This is a genomic window from Iodobacter fluviatilis, assembly GCF_004194535.1.
Lineage (GTDB): Bacteria > Pseudomonadota > Gammaproteobacteria > Burkholderiales > Chitinibacteraceae > Iodobacter > Iodobacter fluviatilis_A.
Genome location: NZ_CP025781.1, coordinates 3,224,720 through 3,249,407 on the forward strand (window position 1 = coordinate 3,224,720; position 24,688 = coordinate 3,249,407).

Consider the following 24,688-nt stretch of genomic DNA (forward strand, 5'->3'; position numbering starts at 1 on the left):
TCAGTAGGCAGGCGCTATATTGCAATCAAACTTTCTAATTAAAGCAGAGGATGAACGCTATGTTGAGCAATGCATCGTTGCAGGAAAGGAAAAATCTCGCCACTCCCCGTGGAGTGGGGGTGATGTGTGCTATCTATGTCGATAGGGCAGAGAACGCCGAGCTGTGGGATGTAGAGGGGCGGCGCTATATCGATTTTGCTGCGGGGATTGCGGTGACCAATACTGGGCATTGTCACCCTAAAGTGATCGCCGCGATGCATGCGCAGCTGGAGCGTTTTACCCATACGGCTTATCAAGTGATGCCCTATGCCTCGTATGTAGAATTAGCCGAACGAATTAATCAGGCCACGCCAGGCACGCATGCCAAGAAAACTGCGTTTTTTACCACGGGTGCGGAGGCGGTGGAGAATGCGGTTAAAATTGCGCGGGTTGCCACTGGCCGCGCGGGGATTATTGCATTTCATGGCGGTTTTCATGGCCGTACCATGATGGGTATGGCGCTGACTGGCAAAGTGTCTCCTTATAAAATAGGTTTTGGTCCCTTTCCTAGCGATGTTTATCACCTGCCTTTTCCCAGTATGCTGCATGGCGTGAGCGTTGCAGATACCTTACAAGCTCTAACTCAATTATTTAAAGCTGATATTGAGCCTAGCCGTGTGGCCGCAATTATTATTGAGCCAGAGCAAGGCGAGGGCGGCTTCTATGCGGCACCTATAGAGCTGATGCGTGCCTTACGCAAGCTCTGCAATGAGCATGGCATTTTACTGATTGCAGATGAAGTGCAAACGGGCTTTGCCCGAACTGGCAAATTGTTTGCGATGGAGCATTACGATGTAGAGGCCGATTTAATCACTATGGCGAAAGGTTTAGCGGGTGGTATGCCCTTATCTGCCGTCTGTGGTCGGGCCGAAATCATGGATGCGCCTAGCCCCGGCGGCTTAGGTGGGACTTACGCTGGCAATCCCATCGCGGTGGCCGCGGCTCATGCTGTGCTGGATATTATCGAAGAAGAAAAACTCTGCGAGCGTGCAAATATTTTAGGCATAGCCGTAAAAACCCGTTTAAACAGTTTGCGTGAGCGGGTGCCGCAAATCGCTGAGGTCAGAGGCTTGGGGGCAATGGTGGGGCTGGAGTTTATCCGCGATGGCATCGCTGATGTGGCGTTTACTCAGCAGGTACAGGCTAAGGCGCTAGAAAATGGCTTGCTCTTATTGATCTGTGGCAGCTATGGCAATGTGATCCGCTTTTTATTCCCGCTCACTATCAGCGATGCGCTGCTCAATGAAGGCCTAGATATTCTTGAGCAAGCCATGCTCAGTGCCGTGATGAAGTTTCAAGCTTAAGCAGTATAAGGAAAACCTATGTTAAAGCTACAAGATGCAGATCTATTACGCCAGCAAGCGTATCTCAATGGCGTTTGGCAAGATGCTTTAGATGGTGACCGCTTTGCTGTGCATAACCCTGCAACTGGTGAGGTAATCGCCTATGTGCCGAATATGGGGCGGATAGAAACGCAGGCGGGGATCGCTGCGGCCAATGTGGCTTGGGCATCATGGCGCAAAAAAACGGCCAAGGAGCGCAGTGGTTTATTACGGCGCTGGTTTGATTTGATTATTGAAAATACGGATGATTTGGCCGCAATTATGACCGCCGAGCAGGGTAAGCCTTTGGCGGAGGCTCGGGGCGAGATTGGCTATGCGGCGTCATTTATTGAATGGTTTGCAGAAGAAGGCAAGCGCGTCTGTGGGGATACCTTGCAAACGCCTGCTGCGGATAAGCGGCTTTTGGTGATTAAAGAGCCAATTGGGGTGTGCGCTGCTATTACGCCGTGGAATTTTCCTGCTGCCATGATTACTCGCAAGGCAGGCCCAGCCTTGGCTGCGGGCTGCACCATGATTATTAAGCCAGCAGAAAGCACACCGCTTTCTGCCCTAGCGCTAGCGGTATTGGCCGAGCGCGCAGGGATTCCGGCCGGTGTGCTTAGCGTGGTTACAGGCAAGGCTCGCGAAATTGGTGAGGAGATGACAAGTAACCCGCTGGTACGTAAGCTTAGCTTTACCGGTTCCACGCAAGTAGGGCGTATTTTGATGGCGCAAAGTGCCCCAACCATTAAAAAGCTGTCTTTAGAGCTGGGGGGAAATGCGCCTTTTATTGTGTTTGAAGATGCAGATCTAGACGCGGCCGTGCTGGGGGCGATGGCGTCTAAATATCGTAATGCAGGGCAAACCTGCGTCTGTGCTAATCGCTTGTATGTGCATGACCGTGTTTACGATACTTTCGCAGCCAAATTAGTTGCTGCGGTCAGCCGCTTAAAAGTAGGGAATGGGTTAGAGCCAGACGTAGATCAAGGCCCATTAATTAATGAAGCTGCGGTAGAAAAAATCGAGGCGCATATTGCTGATGCACTGCAAAAAGGAGCAAGCCTGCTATTCGGTGGTCAGCGTCATGCGCTGGGGCAAACTTTCTTTGAGCCAACTGTGCTTGCAGGGGTAGATAGCAGTATGTTGGTGGCAAAAGAAGAAACCTTTGGCCCATTAGCACCTTTATTTCGTTTTCATAGCGATGCAGAAGTAATCGCGATGGCGAATGAGAGCGAGTTTGGATTGGCTAGCTACTTCTATAGCCGTGATATTGGCCGTGTTTGGCGTGTGGCCGAAGCCTTGGAATATGGCATGGTGGGGATTAACACCGGCTTAATTTCAAATGAAATTGCCCCTTTTGGTGGGGTAAAACAATCAGGCTTAGGCCGCGAAGGCTCTCATTACGGGATGGATGATTACTTGGTCATTAAATATTTGTGCATGGGCGGGCTAGACCAGTAAGTTTTAAACCGACTTGCTTGTGCTTAATTTTTTACAGCTATGGAGGAGGGGCTAAATAGGGCAAATGGAAGGTTGATAATTTCTTATAACTGCCGTAATATTTGCGCCCTCTGAAAGTATACGGTGCTGGTTTTGAAAAATATAGTTTGTGCATGCTTATTATTATTGTTGAATGTGGCGGCATCTGCGGCGAGCAATGTAGTAGAACAGCTTCCTGTGTTGGCGGCGGATATTCGCCATGGTCAGCTTACAAATGGTTTGAAATATTTCATTAAAGCGAATGCCTCACCGGCCGCAAAGGTTGAATTACGGTTGATTGTGAATGCGGGCTCCATGAGCGAGGCCAAAGAAGAGCGTGGTGTAGCGCATTTGTTAGAGCATATGGCGTTTCGCCGTACTAAGCATTTTTCCCCTCAGCAATTAAAAGCATTTTTAGAAAGCCAAGGCATGCGCATTGGCAGTGATTTTAATGCCTTTACCTCGAATGAAAACACGATTTATCAGATCAGCGTGGCCAGCGATGCCGCGCCTCAGGCTTTGCAATTATTGGCTGATTGGGCTGCTGGCATTGAGCTCGATGCGGCGGAATTAGAGCTAGAGCGGGAGGTGGTGCTGGATGAGGGCCGGCAAAGCCAGTGGAGTACTGATTTTTATCAGTCCTTGTTTAAAGTTATGTATCCCCAAGAGCGGTATCACCTGCAGATGGCGATAGGGGATGTTGATGTTGTTAAAAATATTCCCTTAGCCAAGATTAAAGCCTTTTATCAGCGCGAGTATCAAGCTCAGCGTATGGCGGTGATTGTGGCGGGGGATGTGGATCCACTAGAAGTCGAAGAAAAAATCAAGGTGTTGTTTGCCGATGTGGCAAAAGGCGATTTACCTAATGGCTATCCTATCCCCGCTGCAAGCCCAGGCTTACGTTTTTTTAGCCACCGAGACGTGTGGAGCATAGCGCATCCGGTTGTAGGCTGGGGATGGATTCTGCCGGCGGAGTTAAGTTGGAGTGTGGACACTGAGCTAGCTTATTTTAAGCGAGGCTTATTGGGCGATTTAATTCATCAGCGTTTGCTTAGCCAAGCGGCGAGCAAAGAAAGCCCAATCTTAGAAGCCAGTTGGGTGAATGGTCATGGATTAAGTCTTCCTACACGGCAACCCGAGTTTAGTTTTTCTGTGATGGTTAAAGATAAGCAAATGAAAAAGGCTTTACAGGCCTTATATCGTGAGTTTGAAAGAGCCAAGCGCTTTGGCTTTACCCAGCAAGAGCTAGACCAGACCTTTGCGAAATGGCAAAAACTGCAAGCCACTCAGCTTAATCATCTGGACTGGGCCTTTCTTTTGCAAATGCACGTGCAATATGGTCAATCAGCCAGAGATTTAGCAGGCTCGCTACAGCAGAAAAAAATATTATTTGCTGCAATCAAGCCAGAGGATCTACAGGCTGAGCTCAAGAGGTTATTAGGCTTGCCAGATCAGCTGGCTACCGTATTACTGCCCCTGCGGTGACCAGCTATTCCTTATTTTTGGATAGCACCGCGCAAAATATTGTGGATGCGGTGCAAGCTGAAACGCTAGAAAACACCACATTGCTTAAGATCGATAAGCCTTTATTAAGCAAACAGCCACAGCCAGGAAAAATCATCAGCGAGCAATTTGACCCTGCAACGGGGGGGACGCTGTTTATTTTAAGTAATGGTATTGAAGTTCTTACCACCCCCGCTAAAAATGCGAATGACATAGTTGGTTTCTCTGCCCGATCTTCAGGGGGCATGGCCGCTTTAGGCAAAAAACTAGGCCCAGCCGGTTTGTCGCTCACTGATTACATGTTAGATGCCGGATTGGGTGAGTGGAGTGGTGCTGAATTAAAACAGCAGCTTGCGGCTGCATCTCTGCAATTACACCCGTTTATTACCCCAGATCAGCATGGCTTTAGCGGTGAAACTAGCGTGCAAGATCTAGAAAAATTCTTGCAATTGCAATACTTAGTATGGACTGCGCCAAGAGACGATGCGGCGGTGCATAAACAAAGTATGGTGCGGTCTTTTCAGCAGGCTAAAGCCAATTGGCAGTCTCTTTATATGTGGCTTAATGAAAAGCATTATGGTGAAAACTGGCCATATCCTAGCTTTTGGCTGGATTATCAATTTGATGCTTCTTTAGCAGATTTTTCTGCCGCACGGGGTAGGTTGTTTGGTAATCCACGCGCATTCCGTTTTGTATTTACGGGGCTAAATAAGCAAGCGCAAACTAAGCAGTGGATTGAAAAATATATTGCAAGTTTGCCCACTCAGCCGGTGAGTTCATTTAAACCTAAAGCATTAGCTCATGGCCGTGGTAATGAACTACACCAAACCATGCAGGAACAACGCGCTATCCGCGTTTGGCATGCTTATATTCCGGTACCTGCAACGTCTGCCAGCGCGGATATGGCTGATTTCCTTAGCCAGTTATTACAGCAGCGGCTTTGGCAGGCTTTACGTGAAAATACCGGTGAAACGTATGGGGTTTACAGTAATTACGAGTTAAATGCTTGGCAAGGTTTATTGATAAAATTAAATTATCAAACTGATATTAAGCAATGTGATCAAGCCGCAAAAATAACCGTGAATGAAATCGCTCGTTTACGTAAAGAAGCAGCTAGTCTAGAGGAAATTAAAAATATCCGAAGCATATTAATTAAGCAGCAAAATGAAAGAGCAGATTTTCCTATGCAGCATGCACAATATATTTCTTGGAATTGGCTGCTTGATGCTTCTTTAGTTGGCAATGCCACGGATTTTTCGCAATACACGCCAGAACTGGTGCATAAATATGCCAAAGCTTGGCTAGGGGAGAGCTATTGGGCCGTGGGTAATATCAATTGCCAAAATAGGGTGGATTTAGCTGCATTACGTGGGGATTGAATCGCAATCCAGCATAGAGCCGTTTGGGTGGAGTTTGCCGTAGGCGGCTCTCATCCCATCCACTTACTTTGAGTATCAACGTTAAGATATATAACTGATGGGGGGCAAAGGCGATTTATCTTGCCCACTCAATAAACATATAAGTTGGCATGATAGGCACTAATCCCCCTTCGGTGATTTAGGTGAGCATTTTCTCTTTGCGTTTTTGTATTTCAGCCAAAAATTCAGCCAATTCATCAGGAATATCTTGCTCCAGCCGCTGGTAAACGCGGCAATCTGGTGTGCGGGTGATGAGTTGGTAGTTCACCAATTCGCGGCGCAGTAAAACATGGTCTCCTATGGCTTCTGCAGATTTAATCCACTCATTGGCGGCCTTTTCTGTCATCTCTGTTGCTGCTGGAATATTGGCCCACACCGGCCATAGGCAGGGTAGTTGCTCGGAAAATTTCTTAGGCCAGCGAATTAAGCACCCTTGTTCATTAAAATGCCTGAGTAGACGTTTTGTTAGCACGGATTGCGTGCTGGTGGTTAAGGGGGCAGGCATTTCTGCTGCGGCGCGCAGATGCTGAAAATTACTAAAGCCCGCTGCACGCGCAAGCATATTTAAAATTTGTAAGTGGCTGGGGGCGGCAGGTTCTGCAGCCCATTGCAGCTTTAATGAGCGGGCTAGGGCAGAGATATCAGAGGTATAAAAAGGATAGGTGGTGCGCGACATGGTCGAATTCTCCTGTCGTGCCGAAGTCGCTGAGACTGCCGCTGGTCGCCGTTACGGCTTGGCACTAGGGTTCGGGCCAAGCAAAAATTTCAAACATTTTTCGCCATAACAGGTTTAGCGTGCTTCAAGATGAAGCGGCGACGCCTAGGTGAACTGCAGACCTAGCCGCATCATAGCTTAAAAACAGGCTTGGGTTCAAGTTTCTGTAAGTATTTAATTGTTATTCTTTCTGCATCAAGAGCGATCGCCTTGCGGCTTCACTGACAGCCAGTACCGCAGGGTGACTAAGCCTTCTTTCTACTGAGATGGCAAAGTAGTTTACCTGCACGCTTGAAGCATGGCCGATCAATTGGGCTCCGTGTTGCTTGAGGATTTCTTCCTCCATAATGGCGGGCGCAGCAAAAACACCTGCTCCGGCTTTGCCAAAAGCCTTCATTAGCGCGCTATCGTCAAATTGCCCCACTATCCTTGGGCTCATTCCTTGCTCTTGAAACCAACGTAAAAGCGGCGCTTGCATCGCGACTTTATCGCCTGGGAAAAGTACGGGTGCGTCTTTCAGCGATTGTGGAAAACCACTGCGATAGCGCGTGGCAAGCTCGGGTACCGCATATAAAGCGATGCCGCATTTACCTAAGGCATGGTTATAGCCTTTTACCCCTAGTTCTGAGGGAAGAGGTTGATCGGCAATCACCAAATCAAGCTTATGGATGGCCAATTCGGCAAAAAGGCGCTCTAGTTTATCTTCATAGCAAATTAAGCGCACCGGCTCCGCTAGCGTAATCGCAGGGGCTAAGAGCTGGTAGGCAATGGATTTAGGAACGGCATCGGCTACGCCAACTTTAAAAATTAATTCAGGGCTAGCTGCGCCACTTTTTAACGATTGCTCTAGCTGATTGCCAATTTGAAATATTTCTTCGGCCTGCGTTTGTGCCAGTTTGCCAGCAGAGGTGAGCTCCAGCCGCCTGCCCACACGGCGAAATAAATCAGTACCTAAGGAGGCTTCTAACTCTGAAATCTGGCCACTAATAGTTTGCGGAGTGAGGTGAAGCTGCTCGGCGGCACGAGTAATGCTACCCACTTTTGCTACATTCCAAAAATAGTAAAGCTGCTTGTAATTCATCATGCTTCTTGGTCCAATGATCAGTTTTTTACGAACTATAAATCAATAATAATCTGATTTTCTTTGTGGAAGGATAGGGTTAATATAAAATTATTGTTGTTAATTTGAACGAAGTTGTTGATTTTTAGTCAGTTTTTATAGATAAAGTTTTTGAATGATTGTTAGCTTTGCGTAAATTATTTAATAGATTTTTAACTTTTAAAAGTAAGAGAAACGTTGACCTACCGCTCACAAACTCAATTTCTACGCTAGTTTAAAATGTGGAGGCTAAACACAGTAAGCTTACATTGAAGAGCTTGCCATTGGGGCGAGTAGCCCTAGGGCTGGTAGCAATGTAAGGAGTAGATCATGAAAAGGCTGAAGGTGTTTTTTTTAAGTAACTTGGTGCTTGTGCTGTTGTTGTCGTTCAGCATTTGCTCACTATGGCCTTTTTTTAATGGTTTAAATTTTTATCCATTTGCTTTGTTTTGTGCTGTGATGTATCTGGGCACAGCTTTTCTTGCCTTTGCTATTTCAAAGCACAAAGCGCAGCAACTATTAGTGGCCAAACCGCTAAAAACTCCTAGCAACACAGCAGAATCTTGGCTGCTTGCTACGGTGGAAAAACAGTCTAAATTGGCAGGAATTCGTGGCCCGGCGGTGGCTATTTACGATTCAGTTGATATCAACGCGTTTGCTTCAGGGTTATCAAGGCACCATGCCTTAATTGCTGTTTCTTCTGGTTTATTGTGGCGTTTACCTAGATATGAAGCAGAGGCAGTACTGGCTCATGAAGTCAGTCATATCGCTAATGCGGATATGACTAAGTTAATTGCAATGCAAGGTATAGCCAATATTTTAGTGGTGCTATTGGCCTGTTTTATGGCTAATCAATATGCCATATCACATTTTTACGGGTGGGCCGAAGTAGCTATGTTTGTTGCTGTGCTGGCGATGGGCTTAGTGCTGGCAGCATTGGCGGTGATGTGGTTCTTGCGCCGTATTGAATTTTTAGCTGATGTGAGCGGGGCAAGAATATCTGGCAATGCGGCCATGATTGCCGCATTAGAGTTTTTGGATGGTGCACCTAGCTCAGAGCAGCCTCAGGTTGCGCTAGGCATTGCAGGAAGTATCGGGGTTGGCATGAAGCATTTATTTATGTCGCATCCCTTGCTTAGTGAGCGGATTTTGGCACTAAAGTTAAGACATTGATTTTTATACATGAGGGGGTAGGTATGGATGCAGCCGTTTCAATTGGTGAGCCGTGGATGTGGGCCTGCTTTATTGGCTTTGTATTGGTGATGTTGGCTCTTGATCTATTTGTATTCGGCGGCAATAAGGTACATAAGGTCAGCATTAAAGAGGCTGCTAGCTGGTCTTTAGTGTGGGTTAGTTTAGCACTGTTATTTAATGCCGGTATGTGGTGGTATCTCAATGGTGCGGTAGGCCCTGAGATTGCTGACCGTAAAGCATTAGAATTCTTAACCGGCTATGTGATTGAGAAATCGCTTTCAATTGATAATGTGTTTGTATTCTTATTGATTTTCTCGGCCTTTAGTGTGCCTGCAGAATATCAACGTAGGGTGTTAATTTACGGCGTGCTTGGCGCTATCGTGATGCGGGCTATTATGATTTTGGCCGGCGCGTGGGTGGTGCGTGAATTTAGCTGGGTTCTGTATCTATTTGGTTTTTTCTTACTGGTCACAGGGATAAAAATGTTGTTTACGGTGGATTCAGAGCCGGATATGACGAAAAACCCCGTGCTTAGGTTGGCTAAGAAATACCTGCGGGTGACGGAAACGCACCATGGCGAGCAGTTTACGGTTAAGCAAAATGGTGTACTGTATTTTACTCCGCTATTTTTAGTGCTGATTTTGGTTGAAGTGTCAGATTTAGTATTTGCGGTGGATTCAATTCCAGCTATTTTTGCCATTACGACTGATCCGTTTATTGTGTTTACTTCAAATATTTTTGCGATTTTAGGTTTAAGGGCGCTGTATTTCCTATTGGCGGATATGGCTGATCGCTTTCATTTACTCAAATATGGCTTGGCTTTAGTATTGGCTTTTATTGGTAGCAAAATGTTGATTATGCCTTGGTATCATATGCCGATCGCAATCTCACTTTCAGTGGTCGGTCTATTAATTGCCGGTAGTGTGGCAGCCAGCTTATATCTAACGCGTAATCGCTGATTGCCTTGTTTGCCGCGAAGAAGCTAGCTGGCCTAGCTTCTTTTCCCAAGCGCTAAGGGGCAAGCCACAGCGGGCTGTGCCGTGCTTTTTTAGGATAAGTGAATGATTGATGTCGTTGTGATGTTTTTTTTGCTTGGACTTGCTGCAGGGCTCATGCGATCTGATTTAAAACTGCCAGCGGCTTTATATGAGTCGCTGGCAGTTTTTTTATTGCTTGCTATTGGCTTAAAAGGTGGATTAGGTCTGGCACAGCAGCCCATATTGCCGCTTTTACCTCAGCTTGCTTTAGTGATTAGCCTTGGTGCGGCGCTGACTTTGTTTGGTTTTGTTGTGTTGAAGGGGGTTGGCAGATTAAATAGGGCCGATGCAGCCTCTATGGCCGCGCATTATGGCTCGGTCAGCGTTGCCACTTATGCTGTTGGTGTGAATTGGTTAAGTAGTCGCCAGATTGCATTTGAATCGCAAATGGTGATTTTTCTAGCTGTCATGGAAATTCCCGCAATTTTGGTGGGGATTGTGCTGGTGCGTGGTATGGGTAAAGACACGCAATGGGGTAAGTTGGCGCACGAAACTTTTCTAGGTAAAGGCGTAGTGCTGCTGCTGGGAGGGATGGCTATTGGTTGGGCTGCCGGGCCTGAAGGGCTAGCGCCAATAAAGCCGCTATTTTTTGAGTTATTTAAAGGTGTATTGGCATTGTTTCTACTGGAAATGGGCCTGATTGTGAGCCGCCAGCTTGATGAAATTAAAAAACGCGGCGCCTTTATTTTAGCGTTTGGCGTGTTAATGCCGTTGTTTTCTGCGGCACTGGGTCTGTTCTGCGGTTTATTACTGGGCCTATCTCTAGGTGGTCTTACCTTACTGGCTACTTTGGCGGCCAGTGCTTCGTATATTGCGGTGCCAGCTACGATGCGTTTAGCCGTGCCTGAGGCTAATCCGGTTATTTCACTTGCCGCTGTGTTAGGCGTGACTTTCCCATTTAATGTGGTGTTTGGGATCCCTTTATATCATCGCTTGGCCTCGTATTTTCACGGAGTATTTTAATGACCATCCATACAGAACTACGCACCTTGCTGACCGCAATTACGGAGGCTGCGGTAGAGCAGGTGTTGCTGCGCGATCTTCAGCAATTAGGCATCAAGGCCTACACGATATCTGATGCGCGTGGCCGCGGCATGCATGGTCTAAGAGATGGCGCTTGGGGGAAGTCTGCCAATATACGGGTTGAAATGATTTTGCCGCGTCCTCAGGCTGAAAGTACGCTGTTGTTTTTGCAAGAGCACTATTTTGCTAACTTTGCTATGGTGGCGTACCTGCAAGATGTGGAAGTGATTCGAGCCGAGAAATTTTAACAATGCGTGAATTTACGAGTAGTCCTGTAATACGCCGCTTGTTGCTTGGGGCTTTTTTGACGGCCTTAGCGCTTGCTGTGACGGTGGTTTTAAGCCCTTTTTTAGTCCCTATGCTATGGGCGGCTATCTTGGCTTTTGCATCATGGCCGTTGTATTTAAGGGTGAATCTGCTAGTGGGAGGGCGATCTTTACTCGCAGCAAGCGTGCTGACCTTTTTAATGTCGGCACTGGTGGTTTTGCCCCTTGCTTGGTTGGTGTTTTTACTGCGTACAGAAAGTGGGCAACTGCTGCATACCATTAGTGTAGAAATGGCCGCTGGGCGTTTGCGCCCGCCAGTGATGATTGGGCATCTGCCTTTTATTGGGCAGGAGCTACTGGCGTGGCTCAATAATATGCTGGCCGACCCTACTCAATTTCAGCAGCAGCTAAAAATGCACTTCAGCCGTTTAAATCACTACCTCCCTGTATTACTTGGCGGGCTAGGCAAGAACGTGCTCAAGCTAGTATTGGCGCTGTTTACCTTGTTTTTTGTTTATTTGCATGGGCAAAGTGTGGCGCGCCAAGTGAGGATTATCTTTCTCTCCCTGCTTGGCGCTAGGGCGGATGCCTATTTAGATGCAGTGGCACTTACTACACGTGCTGTGGTTTATGGCATTGTGCTAACAGCGTTGATTCAAGGTCTTGTCGCGGGTTTGGGTTATTGGGTGGCGGGCTTATCTGCACCAATTGCGCTGGCGGCGGTGACGGTGGTGTTGGCCATGATCCCTTTTGGCACGCCTGTGGTTTGGGGCGCGGCATCCGTGTATTTATTTTTTACTGGGAACGAGTTGGCAGCTCTGGGCTTGTTTCTATGGGGCGTGTTAGTGGTGTCTTGGGTGGATAATATTGTTCGGCCCTTGGTGCTGTCTGGCGTAGTTGATATTCCTTTTGTCCTCGCCTTATTTGGTGTTTTAGGGGGCTTGGCTGCGTTTGGCTTAGTGGGGTTGTTTATTGGGCCAGTTATTTTGGCCGTGGCATTAGTAGTGTGGCGGGAATGGCTGGAGGATGAACGTGCTTGACCCTCAGGGAGGGTTACAGGCTGTATACTTCGCCGCTTATAGGCACATGCCATTTATATTATCGTAGGAAGCCATGACTGAACCCCTGATCGACACCCCAGAAATCCTGCAAATCAATAATTACCTCCAGTTGCATCACGCCACGCTGGTGACCACCGATGGCTGCTATGCCGTATCGGTGCAGGGTGAGATTGAGTTGGATGGGCGGAAGATTGCTTATCATTTGGTGCCCGATGAAGGTTTTTTAGGTAAGACCAGTAAGTGGCGCAAGATGGATACTGCGGCGCGTTTTGACATGCTTAAAGCGCGTTGGAATGATGAGGCCCGTGCCAAGCTTGAGACTCAATTATTACACTGTGCTGAGCAAGTACTGGCGATTGCCAATGATTTTGAGTTGGATCCAACGAGCACTTTGACCGCGTTTCAGGCTAAGTATGAGTTGGCGCGGTTTCGCTGCCAATTAGCCTTGGATCGGATTGCCGCACAAAAACTCGGCAAAACCGCTACGCGGCAAGAGGATAAAACCCATAATGCGGTCAATTTATCGCTCTACCCCGAATCCTTTACCGTGGCGCAGGCGATGCCTCGGCACTTTATTGCTATCTTAGGTCCAACCAATTCGGGCAAAACCCATGCAGCGATGCAGCATTTACTCAAAGCCAAATCGGGCGTGTATCTGGCCCCTTTGCGCTTGCTGGCTTTAGAAAACTATCGTCGCCTGTCCGACGCGGGCGTGGCGGTGAGTTTAATTACTGGCGAGCAAAGAAAGCTGCACCCAGAGGCCACTCACGTAGCCAGCACGGTAGAAATGCTTAACCCCAATCGGATGATTGAGGTGGCGGTGATTGATGAAATTCAACTTTTAGAAGATCAGGATCGCGGTGCGGCTTGGACGGCGGCCGTGTGCGGCGTACCGGCCAGCACCGTGTATTTGCTGGGTGCACTAGAGGCCCAGCCTGCCATCGAATCCCTAGTAAAACGTGTAGGTGGCACGCTGGAAGTGCGCAAATTAGAGCGCATGTCGCCGCTGGAAATGGAGAAAAAACCACTCGGCTCCTTATCTAATTTGCAAGCTGGCGATGTACTGATCGCTTTTTCCCGCCGCGAAGTTTTGAACTGGCGGGATCAAGCAATCGAGCAGGGTTTTAAGGTTTCTGCCATTTACGGCAATTTATCTCCCGAAGTGCGCCAAGCACAAGCCGAGCGATTTATCGATGGCACCACCAAAATTGTGGTTGGCACCGACGCAATCGGCATGGGCCTAAATACCCCAGCCAGGCGGATTATTTTTACCACCGCCAATAAATGGGATGGTTACGCCGAGGGCACGATTGCCGCATCGCTGGCCAAGCAAATCGCTGGACGGGCAGGGCGCTTTGGTGAGCATGAGGCGGGTTTTGTAGCGGGCTTAGATGCTAAAACGCACCAAATGATTGCCGAGCTACTCAAGCAAAAAATAGAGCCTTTACCCGCAACTGGCTTTTTTGTTTCCCCTAACCTTGATTATTTGCAGCAGATTTCTGGCGCAACTGGCGAAACCAAATTGCAGCCGCTGCTAGAGCTATTTGCTAAGCATATTAATGTGCATGATGAGTTTTTCTTACCGGCTAATTTAAGCGAACAAATCGAAAAAGCCCGCTGGTTAGATACTCTACTCTTGCCGTTAACTGATCGATTTGTATTTAGCCTTTGTCCAATCTCCACCAAATTTGCCATGCTTGAATCGGCATTTAAAGACTGGACACAAGCCAGAGCCAAGCGCAAAACCGTGCCACTGCTACGCATGGATGGCCTAGGCGGGCGTAATGAGCTGCAATATTTAGAAGACACCTGCAAGCTCTATTCTGCTTACGCTTGGCTGGGGTTCAGAATGCCGGATACCTTCCCGAGCGGTGAAATGGCCGAGTCTTTAATGCAATCCACTTCAGAGAAAATTGACCAGCTGCTGCAAAAACAAAACACCAGTCGTCGCCCCACCAGCGTTGGCAAAAGCCGTCGTGGCCATCAGTGGGGACGCAAGCCATAAGCGGTTTGGGGTGAATCGCTGCCTTTCCCCGCATTTAAAACTCGACTAGAACAAGGGCAATCCTCTTTTTTTGCGAGTTTGCCATGCGTGCCATTTATGTTTGTATCCTGAGCTGCACCAGCCTGAGCCATGCTGCGCTGCCGCCCATATCCACGCCCAGTGGCCTAGGTGCGGATGGATCTGGCGACCTATTCCGGCTCTATGCTGTTAGCCGCCAGCACAGAAAAAGCGCCTAAGGAGGCGGTGGGCCAGGGCATGCTGAGTAATTGCCTATGCTGATGAGCTGAATCTGGCCTATGCCCCTCGGCCTAAAGACCCAAAAATTACTTGTAATCTGCAGTGGGCAGCAAAAATCAGGCTTAAATCGGTTTCGACCACCATACTGGGTATGCTCGCCACGCAGTAGTCGCCCGATGCGGTGGATTTATGAAAAGGGATATTGGGTTTTTAGCTTAATGTTTTGCAATTCCTAGGCGGCCTATATATTGTTGCTGCTGTTTTATAAAACAATATATGGCAAATATGCGCTCTACGTTTTCGATTGTGCTGGTATGGCTTGTGGTGGCGGCGGGGATTTACTGGGGTTTTAATACTTTTTTAGCGCATCAATATAATCCCAATACGCGCATTGCCGCTGGCCAAGGGCAGGAGTTGGTTTTAAAACGGGCAAAAGATGGGCATTTTCGTCTGAATGCCAGTATTAATGGCCAACCCGTGGTGATGCTGATTGATACAGGGGCAACCACTATGGCGATGAATGCAGCTTTGGCGCAGCGTTTGAATTTAGAGCGTGGTGAGCCAATGCTGAGCCAAACGGCCAATGGCGTAGTGGAAGGTTATTCATCCCGACTGTCCCAATTGCAGTTTGGCCCGTTTGAGTTTGAAAATGCCAGCGTTGGCGTGGTACCTAATATGAGTGATGAAGTCTTATTAGGCATGAATATCCTAAAGCGCTTTGATATAACGCTGAAGGATGAGCAGATGATTTTGAGGTTAAGTGCGGCTGATTAAGTTGCCTTTCTTTATCAATGCACCTACGTTTTTTTGCGGGGGTTCAGCTGCTGCTGAATCCCCAATAAAAATATTTGGCAATAACGTCGTACTTGCTTCATTGGCGCTATGTTTAGCAAAAATGGGTTGCTTGCTAGCCTTTAGCCGTTAGCGCCTTAGCAATCTTATTTCTTGGTACGGTGGTGCGCGGTACCTTCTGAATAAGCCCGCTAAACCACACCCGCACATCGTCATCCAAACCAATGCCGTGCATATAGTTGTACAGCGCTTTATTTAGCGCTATGCCTAGGGCGTCATGGTCTACACCCGTTGGGTCGATAAAGCCGACGTCGTTTTTAGCGAAGGTGACTTCGGGTAGCGGTAGCAGTGTGATGCCGTATTCCTCTGGGTGTTGGCCAACTGGCGAATGCACGGTGCAGGCAAAGCGGTGGAAAAAGCCGGATTGAATACAACCTTCGGCAAATAGCTGACGCACGTATTCCAGCGCATCAACGGTATCTTGCACGGTTTGCGTGGGAAAGCCATACATCAGGTAAGCGTGGACCAGAATGCCAGCATCGGTAAACGAGCGGGTGACGCGGGCGACCTGATCAATGGATACGCCTTTTTTCATCAGCGTAAGCAGGCGATCTGAGGCGACTTCCAGCCCGCCAGAAATCGCAATACAGCCACTATCGGCAAGCGATTGACATAGCTCGGGGCTGAAGGATTTTTCAAAGCGGATATTGCCCCACCATGAAATTGCCAAATTGCGCTTTTGTAATTCTGCCGCCAGTGTTTTCAGCGCTTTAGGCGGGGCGGCTTCGTCAACAAAGTGAAAGCCGGTCTGGCCGGTTTCAGCGATGATTTCTTCGATGCGATCGACAAGGGTAGCCGCCGATGCGCCATCGTAGCGCGAGATATAATCAAGGCTGACATCGCAAAAGCTGCATTTTTTCCAGTAGCAACCATGGGCCACCGTCAGTTTATTCCAGCGCCCATCTGACCACAGCCTGTGCATGGGGTTCAGCATATCTAAGAGCGATAGGTAGCGATCAATCGGCAAACCATCCCACGTTGGGGTTCCGACTTCGGCAAAGGCGATATCTGGCTCTACAAAGTTAATATATTTGACTGCCCCATCGTTTCTGACAAAGGTGCGTACCAGACGTTGCTGGCTACGTTTGCCTGCTAGATGATCGAGCAGCGCTAATAGCGGGCGCTCGCCATCATCTAGCGTTACATAATCAAAATAATCAAATACACGCGGGTCAGACATCTCGCGCAGCTCGGTGTTCACAAAGCCGCCGCCTAGCGCCAGCACGATACTTGGATTGTGTGTCTTAATTGCTTGGGCAATTCTGAACGCTGCGTACACTGCGCCGGGGAAGGGCACAGACACCAAAACAATGGTGGGGACGTGTTTTTTAACCGATGCCAGTGTCAGTTCCAGCAGCGTGGCATCGACCAGATTGAGTGGCTCGCCTAGCGCCTTGGCCAGCGGATTAAAGGTGGGCTGGCTGGATGCCAGCGATTCTGCGTAGCGCACAAATTCAAAACGCGGGTCGACCGCATCGCGCAGCACATCTGAAATATCGTTTAGATAAAGCGTAGCTAAATGCCGCGCTCTATCTTGCATACCCAGCGCACCAAACGCCCATGCCAGCGGATCACCGCCTTCATCATCCACATACACATCTAAGGATTCAAAGCGGGAACCTTCTGGTAAAAACTGCCGCGAACAAATCCGGTGTCCAACGGTGGAATCTTTGCCCTGCAAAAAGGCAATGGCAGGGCCGATGGTGGCAAGGTAAAGATCAAACTGCTCATAAAAAGCCTGTACTTGAAAGCTGCGATTACGCTCTGGTAATGCCTCAATACAGGTTTTAACCTCTAACAAGCCTTGCTTAGAAAATAGCCTGAGCACCAGCGCCAGCGCCAAATCCTCCTGCACGGCATCCACATCACGCGAGCGTAAAAACCCCGTGATATAGGCGGTAGAAGGGTAGGGAGTGTTGAGCTGCGTCATCGGAGGGATAACAGACAGCACGCGGGGCGTAGACATAGCAAAATCCAGAAAAATACGCGGCAGGGCAGAGCCCTTCGCTAAACGCGCATTGTAACTCAGTGCTGCTTTGTTCGCTTGTGGGGGGTATGGAAGGGAGGAGCTTGGTGAATCGGATATTTCGGAGCTGATGGATCAGCGCATTGATTATTTCAAGGATAAGTAGCCGCCACCGATGATCACGAGCAGGACAATAAATTTCCACCATGATGGAAGGCCATAATGACCAAGAGTTTCAAATTCTAATAAGGCAGTAAAAGCATTGCTAATCATCGTTGCAATATGCTGGCCGATGAGTAAACCAATCAGCGCAAAAATGCAGGTGCTCGTGCCAACCCAAGGAGCCATAGAAACATCAAATTGGCCAGGGCCTAAAGTTTGTGAGTACACCCCTAGTAACCAAGCCACAATAAAGCCAATCACTGCACCAAAAATGGCGCCTATAAATGCTGAGGCTAGTCTTTCACTTAGGGGTATGTTTTTCATGATTTGCAAAAAGCCTAACCTTTAAAGTAAGTGGTGCATGATCAAATCCGTCTTATAGGGCTAAGTTTTTGATACCAAAAGGAATATGTACCGAAGGGGCTACGGTTGCCGCACCAGCAAGGTGCCCCGATTGATCGTCGAAAAATAGATGTGGCTTCATTACGCCAAGCACCTTCATTTTGTCGATCCCACCAAGGAAAAAAGCATCATTGGGCATGACGCCCCAGCTTTTTAAAGTGTTTAATGCACGCTCATGCGATGGGGCGTTTCTGGCTGTGACGAGTGAAATTCTGAGCCTGTTTTTATAGGAAGGATCAGCCTTGCGTTTGGCTTCTTCACAGGATTGAATGCTTGCAACACGCATGAAAAATTCTTTCAAAGGCCCAGGGCCTAATGGCTGATTGTTTTTCTTAACCTCGTTTTCATGAAACATATTCAGATCATTGGTCGTGTGCATGACAGATTCTGATTCATCGTCTGCGAGCACGCCGTCAAAGTCGAATGCAATGCGCAGGCCAGAGTCATTTGCATCATCCACTATCGCAGAATCCAATACTCTGCCAGCGGGCAAACCTGCTGTCATGGCGGCGCGCACGTCATCAGCATTGGCAGATAAAAATAGTGAGATATTCAAAGCAGGGATGTATTCGTGCGGGGCCATCCCTTGCATAAAGATCGCCCTTGTAATACCCAGGCCATGATGCGCGATAGACTTCATCACCCGCATCCCTGTATCAGGGTCATTTCTGGAAAGTAAAATCACTTCAACCAACGGGTCGTTGACGGGATCTTCACCTAGATCATTTAGGCTGAGTAGGCGGCGAATAAATGAAAAGGCAATGCCCTTCTCCAGTGGGTTATTCAAGTGTTCTTCTTGGTACTTTCGATACTGCGCCTCGCCATCACGGCGAAATACCTCGTCAGATTCATGAAGATCAAACACTGCGCTGGATGCAACGCCGACGACCAAGCGGGATTCTAAGTTGTAAGGCATATTGGAGTTGTCTCTACGGCAGGCCGTGTTTTTTGCTTACCATAATCTTATCACATCACTAATTATGGTATCCGCTGCAATAATATTTCATACCGTATATATTCCCTACCGTTCGCAGTGAGATATTGCTTGAGCAGGCTGTACCGTATCCTTTAAAGTGGCTCTTTGCTGCTTTTCTGGCTATTTTCTTTGGTTTTTTCTATGTCTACTCCCAATACCTCGCGTGGCGTTTTGTTTACTGTGCTGGCCTTTATTATTTGGGGCCTGTTTCCGCTTTATTGGAAGGCTTTGCATGGCATTGATGCGCTACAGATTATTTCGCACCGGATTGTTTGGTCGGCGGTATTTGTGGCGGCAATTTTATTGCTGCAAAAAAACTGGGGCTGGCTGATTCCGGCGGTAAAAAATCCACGGGTATTGGGGGTTTTTGCTCTGTCTTCTTTGCTGCTGTCGCTAAACTGGCTGCTGTATATCTGGGCGGTGAATGAAAACCGCGTGGTGGATGCCAGCCTCGGTTATTTTATTAATCCGCTGATTAATGTTTTGCTGGGCAGATTGTTTTTGGGTGAGCGTTTAACTGGCTCGCAAAGCTTTGCCGTTGGATTAGCGGCCATAGGCGTGTTGTGGATTACGATTGCGGCAGGTACTTTGCCGTGGATTGCGCTGTGTTTGGGCTTGAGTTTTGGTATTTACGGCTTGCTGCGTAAAAGAGCCAGCTTGCCGTCTTTAGAGGGCTTGGCTTTAGAGACGTTTTTGATGGCGCCGTTTGCGCTGGCGGCCTTGTTTTGGTTTCATGCTCAGGGGTTGGGCGCGCTAGGCAATATCAGTTGGAATATTGATGCATTATTGATGGGGGCCGGTGTGGTGACGGCCTTGCCATTGCTGATGTTTGCCTCTGGTGCTAGAACGCTGAAGCTGGCTACTGTGGGCATCATCCAATATATCGGCCCAACCCTGCAATTATTGCTAGGCGTATGGCTGTATCAAGAGCCATTTGGCATGGATCGCATCATCGGCTTCTCACTCATCTGGGCCGCGTTGATTATTTATTCTGCAGCGGGCTTGATGAGCTATTGGAAGGCCAGCCGCTTAGCTGGTCAATCCGCTTAGGGTTTGCGTCGTGCGGGCAGATGCCTGCGCTATACCCTAAACCAATCAGCCCGCATCATCAGGATGGTGCGGGCGCAAAAGAGTGCATTTGTTTTGCACTATTAATTAAGCAGGGTGAATGGCGCGCTCTGATATTTTATTTTGTCCGTATTTAAAAGATTAATTTGTCTTTTGATCTCCGCCTGATAAGCCATCAAAATTTATTAGCCAGGTTATTGTTTTTGATCATATTGCAATAAATAGCCTAGCAGCCTGTCGGACTTAAGCGATCGTAGCGAGGGAAAGACCGGTTTGAGACAGATTTCGCGGGTTTTTGAGGCGAATAGCTGGCTATTCAACGAGAAAATGCGTGAAATATGGCCAAATCCGGCTTTTCCGTAGTAGATCAGTCTTAAGTCCGACAGGCTGCTAGGTAAGATAGTGATCAGATCGGCGCTATAATTGCTTTTTTGCGCACCAAACATTTGCTAACATCATGATTACCGAACAGTTAAATCTGATTTTATTGTTGTTGCAGCAAATGTGCGTGTATTTGCTGATTGCCTACTTATTATCTAAAACGCCTCTGTTTACCCCCTTAATGCAGGTCACGATTCGCTTGCCGCATAAGCTGGCTTGCTATGCCGTTTTTTCTACTTTTTGTGTGCTGGGTACTTATCTGGGGCTGAATATCCTGGGCTCTATTGCCAATACGCGGGCAATTGGCGCGGTATTAGGCGGCTTGCTGGGCGGGCCTGCGGTGGGGCTGGCCATTGGTTTTACCGGCGGGGTGCACCGTTATTCGCTGGGCGGGCCTACCGCGCTGGCTTGCATGATTTCTACCATTAGCGAAGGGTTGTTAAGTGGCCTGATTCATCGCTATTTAATGAAGCAGGGCCGGGTCGATTTACTGTTTAAGCCTTTACTGGTGGCATCGGTTGCCCTAGTGGCGGAAATCATGCAGATGCTGATTATCCTTGCGGTGGCTCAGCCTTTTTCTAAATCGCTGGCTCTGGTAGAAAATATCGGCATTCCCATGATGATTGCCAATACCTTAGGCTCGGCCATGTTTATGCGCATCTTGCTGGACAGGCGCGAGATGCTGGAAAAATACTCGAATGCGTTTTCTGCCAAGGCGCTGCGAATTGCTGCCAGAAGCGAGGGCGCTTTACGCGCCGGTTTTGACGAAGAAAATACCCTTAAAGTAGCAAAAATAATATTGGAAGAGCTGAGCGTCAGTGCGGTTTCAATGACCGACAGAACTAAAGTTCTGGCCTTTATTGGCAGTGGTGCTGATCATCATTTGCCAGGCTCACCGATTACCTCGGAGCATACCTTTGCGGCTATTCGTGATAATCGGGTGGTCTATGCCGATGGCAATGAGGTGCCCTATATTTGCTCGATCAGCCCTCGCTGTCCGCTGGGCTCTACCCTGGTTATTCCCTTATGGGGCGATGATGGCCAGGTGATAGGGACAATTAAACTGTATGAAAACAGGGGCAAGTTGTTTTTAAGATTAAACCGCACCCTCGGGGAGGGCATTGCCCGCTTGCTGTCTACGCAGATTTTATCCGGCCGGATAGAGGCTCAGCAGTTGTTATTAGCGCAGACAGAAGTCAAGCTATTACACGCACAAGTTAATCCGCATTTCTTATTTAATGCGCTCAATACCATTAGTGCGGTGATTCGTAATGATCCTGATCGCGCTAGAAAACTGATCCAGTATCTATCGGTATTTTTCCGTAAAAATCTGAAACGCACGCTGGATGAGGTGACGCTGGCCGATGAGATTGAGCATGTGAATGCCTATTTGCAAATTGAGCTTGCGCGTTTTTCTGATCATTTAAAGGTCGATATTGATTTGAGCGGTGCAATCTTGCAGGCTAAATTACCGGCGTTTTCTTTGCAGCCTGTGGTAGAAAACGCGATTAAACACGGCACATCGCAATTGTTTGATCAGGGTCATATTCGTATTTATGCAGAACAAAACAGCAAAGAACTGCTGCTGCATATTGAGGATAATGCAGGGCTTTATCCGGCTAAAATTCATTCAGAAGGGTTAGGAATGAAGCTGGTTGACCGGCGGATTAAGGCCATTTATGGCGCAGAATATGGCGTTTCTGTGCATTGCGTTGCCGAAAAATCCACCCGGATCAGCCTGCATTTACCTGTGAATAATCTTTAAGTGGGTTTGAACTGATGATGCTGACTGCCTTGATTATTGATGATGAGCCCTTAGCTAGGGAAGAATTGCGTGCGTTGCTGGTGGCCGATACCCAGCTTGAGATTGTGGGCGAGGCGGCCAATGCGATTGAGGCCATGGCGGCGATTCATCGCTGGCATCCGGATATTATTTTTTTAGATATTCAGATGCCCAAAATTAATGGCATGGAGCTGGTGGCCATGCTGGATCCGGAGTGCCTGCCGCAGATTGTTTTTGTGACTGCGTTTGATGAATTTGCACTCAGAGCCTTTGAAGAGCACGCCTTTGATTATTTGCTCAAGCCGGTAGAAGCCTCACGCCTAGCCAAAACGCTGGAGCGGCTGCATAAAGTGCGTTTGCCGCAAAATATCGCTGCGCTGACGCCGGTATTAAATCAGCTGCCTTGTCATGGGCATAACCGGATTTGCCTGATGCCCACCGCCGATGTGGAATACGCCTGTTCAAAATTAAGCGGCGTTTATCTGGTGGGGCAGGATGGGCAGGAGCGTTTTACCGTGCTGACGCTGAAAACGCTGGAGTTTAAAACCATGTTGCTACGCTGCCACCGCCAGTATTTAGTGAATCCAGAGCGAATTTCAGAAATTGTGTTTGCTGAAAACGGAGCTGCAGAGATTATCACCCGCTCCCAACTGCGCGTGCCAGTCAGCCGCCGTTATCTGAAAGCGCTCAAAGATGCCTTAGGGATAGATAGCTGACCACTTAATCTTCTGGCTTACCGCTTGCAAGGGTGGGCTGCCGCTTAATCACAATCGTAAGCCGCATACAGTAGCTGTTCCGTACAGTGATGGAATTCTTTCCAGGAGTAGTACTGCTATGGATCATGCACTCACTTTTGTGATCAGCACACTCTGTATTCTGATGATTTGCTATCGGTTTTACGGCGTGTTTTTTGTGCGTAAAGTGCTCAATATTAATGATGAAGAGACAACTCCCGCGCATGAGCTTAAAGATGGTAAAGATTATTTGCCGACTAAAAAATGGGTTGCATTTGGCGGCCACTTTGCAGCGATTGCCGCTGCCGGGCCGCTGGTAGGGCCGGTACTGGCGGCACAATATGGCTATCTGCCCGGCTTTTTATGGCTGCTGATAGGCTGTGTGATTGGCGGTGCGGTGCATGATACGGTGGTGCTGTTTGCCTCGATGTCGCATCATGGTAAATCACTTTCTGAAGTCGCTAAGGCGGAGCTTGGGCCAGTGGCTGGCTGGTGCACGGGCTTGGCGATGATGTTTATTATCACCATTACCATGGCGGGTTTATCGATGGTGGTGGTGCATGCGCTGGAGCGTAATCCTTGGGGTGCATTTGCGGTCTTTATGACCATCCCTATCGCGATTTGTATCGGCCTGTGGGAGCGCGTTACCGGCAATATGAAAAACGCCTCCTACCTTGGTGTGGTTGCCATTATGGCCTGTGTATTTGCCGGCCCGTATATTCAGAATACATTTCTGGGCGAGTGGTTTTCGCTGAATGCTAAAACCGTTTCTTTGATCTTGCCGGTCTATGCTTTCTTTGCAACGGCACTGCCTGTCTGGCTGCTGCTTACGCCCAGAGCTGCTTTATCTAGCTTTATGAAGATTGGTGTATTTGGCTTACTCATTGTGGGCGTGGTGTTTGTTAATCCACAAATTCAGTTTCCTGCGGTCACCGAATTTATTCATGGTGGTGGCCCAGTGCTGGCTGGCCCGGTATGGCCGTTTATTTCTATTACCATTGCCTGTGGTGCGATATCGGGTTTTCATGCTTTTATTGGCTCAGGAACTACGCCTAAGCAAATTGATAAATGGAGCGATATTCTGCCGGTTGGATTTGGCGCGATGCTGGCCGAATGTATGATTGGGGTGATGGCTTTAATTGCGGCTACTTCATTACATCCTGCCGATTATTTTGCGATTAACTCCAGCCCTGAAGTATTTAAAACTTTAGGCATGGATGTGGTTAATTTACCTGCTTTAAGTTCTGCCATTGGCCTTGATTTACACGGGCGTACAGGTGGGGCGGTTACTCTGGCGGTTGGGATGACCGATATTTTCACCCGTATTCCTTTATTAAATCAACTTGCATCTTATTTCTTTCAGTTTATGGTGATGTTTGAGGCGGTATTTATTCTGACCGCGATCGATTCTGGTACCCGTGTGGCCCGCTATTTATTGCAGGACTTTTTGGGTGATTTCTGGAAGCCATTAAAACAGACAGATTGGATGCCAGGTGCAATTGGTACATCGATTGTGGCTTGTTCGCTGTGGGGCTATTTATTAAATTCGGGCGATATTAATTCGGTATGGGCGCTGTTTGGTGTGTCTAATCAATTAATGGCATCGATAGGCTTAATTATTGGCGCGACGATTATCTTACGCTTAAGTAAAAACCGTACATATATGCTGACTTGTCTGATTCCTTTGGCGTATTTGTTTGTTACCGTTAATTACGCGGGCTATTGGATGATAGAGCATGTTTATTTTAATCCTGCATCTAAAGGATATAATATCTTTAATGGCATGATTTCTATTGTGATGATGTGCTTGGGTGTGGCGATTCTGATTTCTGCACTGATTAAATGGAAAGAAATGCTGGGCAATCTGCGCCGCTTAGAGCTAAAGCTAGCGTAAAAATACAAGCATTAAAAAGCCCAGCCTGCCCTAATGCCGTTTACTTAATGTGTTGGTTTTGCTTCCCCCTTA

General features: G+C 48.0%; 21 protein-coding genes. 16 read left to right on the forward strand and 5 right to left on the reverse strand.

Features of this window, described 5'->3' with window-relative positions:
* Positions 1–59 precede the first annotated feature (59 nt).
* The 4 genes from gabT to C1H71_RS14335 all read left to right on the forward strand — a co-directional run bounded on the left by gabT (position 60) and on the right by C1H71_RS14335 (position 5,722).
* Positions 60–1,343 (forward strand): 4-aminobutyrate--2-oxoglutarate transaminase, encoded by a 1,284-nt coding sequence (gene gabT / locus C1H71_RS14320; protein WP_223145879.1) that lies wholly within the window; start codon positions 60–62, stop codon positions 1,341–1,343.
* Between the two features lie 18 nt (positions 1,344–1,361).
* On the forward strand, positions 1,362–2,822 hold the full coding sequence (locus C1H71_RS14325; protein WP_130107150.1) for an NAD-dependent succinate-semialdehyde dehydrogenase: 1,461 nt from the start codon (positions 1,362–1,364) through the stop codon (positions 2,820–2,822).
* Between the two features lie 132 nt (positions 2,823–2,954).
* Positions 2,955–4,325: a M16 family metallopeptidase gene (locus tag C1H71_RS14330; RefSeq protein ID WP_188053314.1), complete on the forward strand. Its 1,371-nt coding sequence runs from the start codon at positions 2,955–2,957 to the stop codon at positions 4,323–4,325.
* Positions 4,322–5,722, forward strand: coding sequence for a M16 family metallopeptidase (locus tag C1H71_RS14335; protein WP_130107152.1), 1,401 nt, complete (start codon positions 4,322–4,324; stop codon positions 5,720–5,722). The genes C1H71_RS14330 and C1H71_RS14335 overlap by 4 nt, the downstream gene beginning before the upstream one ends.
* Positions 5,723–5,900: 178 nt before the next feature.
* On the opposite strand, the gene C1H71_RS14340 is transcribed toward C1H71_RS14335, so the two are convergent.
* Both C1H71_RS14340 and nhaR read right to left on the reverse strand, forming a co-directional pair.
* Positions 5,901–6,437 (reverse strand): DUF2087 domain-containing protein, encoded by a 537-nt coding sequence (locus C1H71_RS14340; RefSeq protein WP_130107153.1) that lies wholly within the window; start codon positions 6,435–6,437, stop codon positions 5,901–5,903.
* Positions 6,438–6,657: 220 nt separating this feature from the next.
* Positions 6,658–7,560 (reverse strand): transcriptional activator NhaR, encoded by a 903-nt coding sequence (gene nhaR / locus C1H71_RS14345; protein ID WP_130107154.1) that lies wholly within the window; start codon positions 7,558–7,560, stop codon positions 6,658–6,660.
* A 345-nt stretch (positions 7,561–7,905) separates the two neighbouring features.
* Here nhaR and C1H71_RS14350 point away from each other — a divergent pair, with 345 nt between their 5' ends.
* The 8 genes from C1H71_RS14350 to C1H71_RS14380 all read left to right on the forward strand — a co-directional run bounded on the left by C1H71_RS14350 (position 7,906) and on the right by C1H71_RS14380 (position 15,172).
* Positions 7,906–8,748: a M48 family metalloprotease gene (locus C1H71_RS14350; protein WP_130107155.1), complete on the forward strand. Its 843-nt coding sequence runs from the start codon at positions 7,906–7,908 to the stop codon at positions 8,746–8,748.
* 23 nt (positions 8,749–8,771) lie between these two features.
* Positions 8,772–9,728 carry a TerC family protein gene (locus C1H71_RS14355; RefSeq protein ID WP_130107156.1) on the forward strand — a complete coding sequence of 319 codons (957 nt, stop codon included), beginning with the start codon at positions 8,772–8,774 and terminating at the stop codon, positions 9,726–9,728.
* Positions 9,729–9,830: 102 nt separating this feature from the next.
* The gene (locus C1H71_RS14360; RefSeq protein WP_130107157.1) at positions 9,831–10,769 is read left to right on the forward strand and encodes a sodium-dependent bicarbonate transport family permease; all 939 of its coding nucleotides are present in this window, start codon (positions 9,831–9,833) and stop codon (positions 10,767–10,769) included.
* The gene (locus C1H71_RS14365) at positions 10,769–11,077 is read left to right on the forward strand and encodes a P-II family nitrogen regulator (protein WP_130107158.1); all 309 of its coding nucleotides are present in this window, start codon (positions 10,769–10,771) and stop codon (positions 11,075–11,077) included. Before C1H71_RS14360 ends, C1H71_RS14365 begins: the two co-directional genes overlap by 1 nt.
* A 2-nt stretch (positions 11,078–11,079) precedes the next feature.
* Positions 11,080–12,135, forward strand: coding sequence for an AI-2E family transporter (locus C1H71_RS14370; protein WP_130107159.1), 1,056 nt, complete (start codon positions 11,080–11,082; stop codon positions 12,133–12,135).
* 73 nt (positions 12,136–12,208) lie between these two features.
* Positions 12,209–14,161 (forward strand): helicase-related protein, encoded by a 1,953-nt coding sequence (locus tag C1H71_RS14375; protein WP_130107160.1) that lies wholly within the window; start codon positions 12,209–12,211, stop codon positions 14,159–14,161.
* 83 nt (positions 14,162–14,244) lie between these two features.
* Positions 14,245–14,397 carry a hypothetical protein gene (locus C1H71_RS20730; protein WP_188053316.1) on the forward strand — a complete coding sequence of 51 codons (153 nt, stop codon included), beginning with the start codon at positions 14,245–14,247 and terminating at the stop codon, positions 14,395–14,397.
* Positions 14,398–14,683: 286 nt separating this feature from the next.
* Complete coding sequence (locus C1H71_RS14380; protein ID WP_188053318.1) at positions 14,684–15,172, forward strand: retropepsin-like aspartic protease family protein; 489 nt, start codon at positions 14,684–14,686, stop codon at positions 15,170–15,172.
* Positions 15,173–15,305: 133 nt separating this feature from the next.
* On the opposite strand, the gene C1H71_RS14385 is transcribed toward C1H71_RS14380, so the two are convergent.
* The 3 genes from C1H71_RS14385 to C1H71_RS14395 all read right to left on the reverse strand — a co-directional run bounded on the left by C1H71_RS14385 (position 15,306) and on the right by C1H71_RS14395 (position 18,696).
* On the reverse strand, positions 15,306–17,216 hold the full coding sequence (locus tag C1H71_RS14385) for a B12-binding domain-containing radical SAM protein (protein ID WP_130107162.1): 1,911 nt from the start codon (positions 17,214–17,216) through the stop codon (positions 15,306–15,308).
* A gap of 147 nt (positions 17,217–17,363) precedes the next feature.
* On the reverse strand, positions 17,364–17,711 hold the full coding sequence (locus C1H71_RS14390) for a hypothetical protein (protein ID WP_130107163.1): 348 nt from the start codon (positions 17,709–17,711) through the stop codon (positions 17,364–17,366).
* 43 nt (positions 17,712–17,754) lie between these two features.
* On the reverse strand, positions 17,755–18,696 hold the full coding sequence (locus C1H71_RS14395; protein WP_130107164.1) for a 5'-nucleotidase: 942 nt from the start codon (positions 18,694–18,696) through the stop codon (positions 17,755–17,757).
* A gap of 201 nt (positions 18,697–18,897) precedes the next feature.
* Between C1H71_RS14395 and rarD the strand changes: the two genes are divergently transcribed.
* From rarD to C1H71_RS14415, 4 genes are all read left to right on the forward strand, one after another.
* Complete coding sequence (gene rarD, locus C1H71_RS14400; RefSeq protein ID WP_130107165.1) at positions 18,898–19,806, forward strand: EamA family transporter RarD; 909 nt, start codon at positions 18,898–18,900, stop codon at positions 19,804–19,806.
* Positions 19,807–20,281: 475 nt separating this feature from the next.
* Entirely contained in the window at positions 20,282–21,970 is a 1,689-nt protein-coding gene (locus C1H71_RS14405; RefSeq protein WP_130107166.1) for a sensor histidine kinase, read from the forward strand.
* Between the two features lie 14 nt (positions 21,971–21,984).
* The gene (gene btsR, locus C1H71_RS14410) at positions 21,985–22,704 is read left to right on the forward strand and encodes a two-component system response regulator BtsR (protein ID WP_262488301.1); all 720 of its coding nucleotides are present in this window, start codon (positions 21,985–21,987) and stop codon (positions 22,702–22,704) included.
* A 118-nt stretch (positions 22,705–22,822) separates the two neighbouring features.
* Complete coding sequence (locus C1H71_RS14415) at positions 22,823–24,616, forward strand: carbon starvation CstA family protein (RefSeq protein WP_130107167.1); 1,794 nt, start codon at positions 22,823–22,825, stop codon at positions 24,614–24,616.
* Positions 24,617–24,688: the final 72 nt, after the last annotated feature.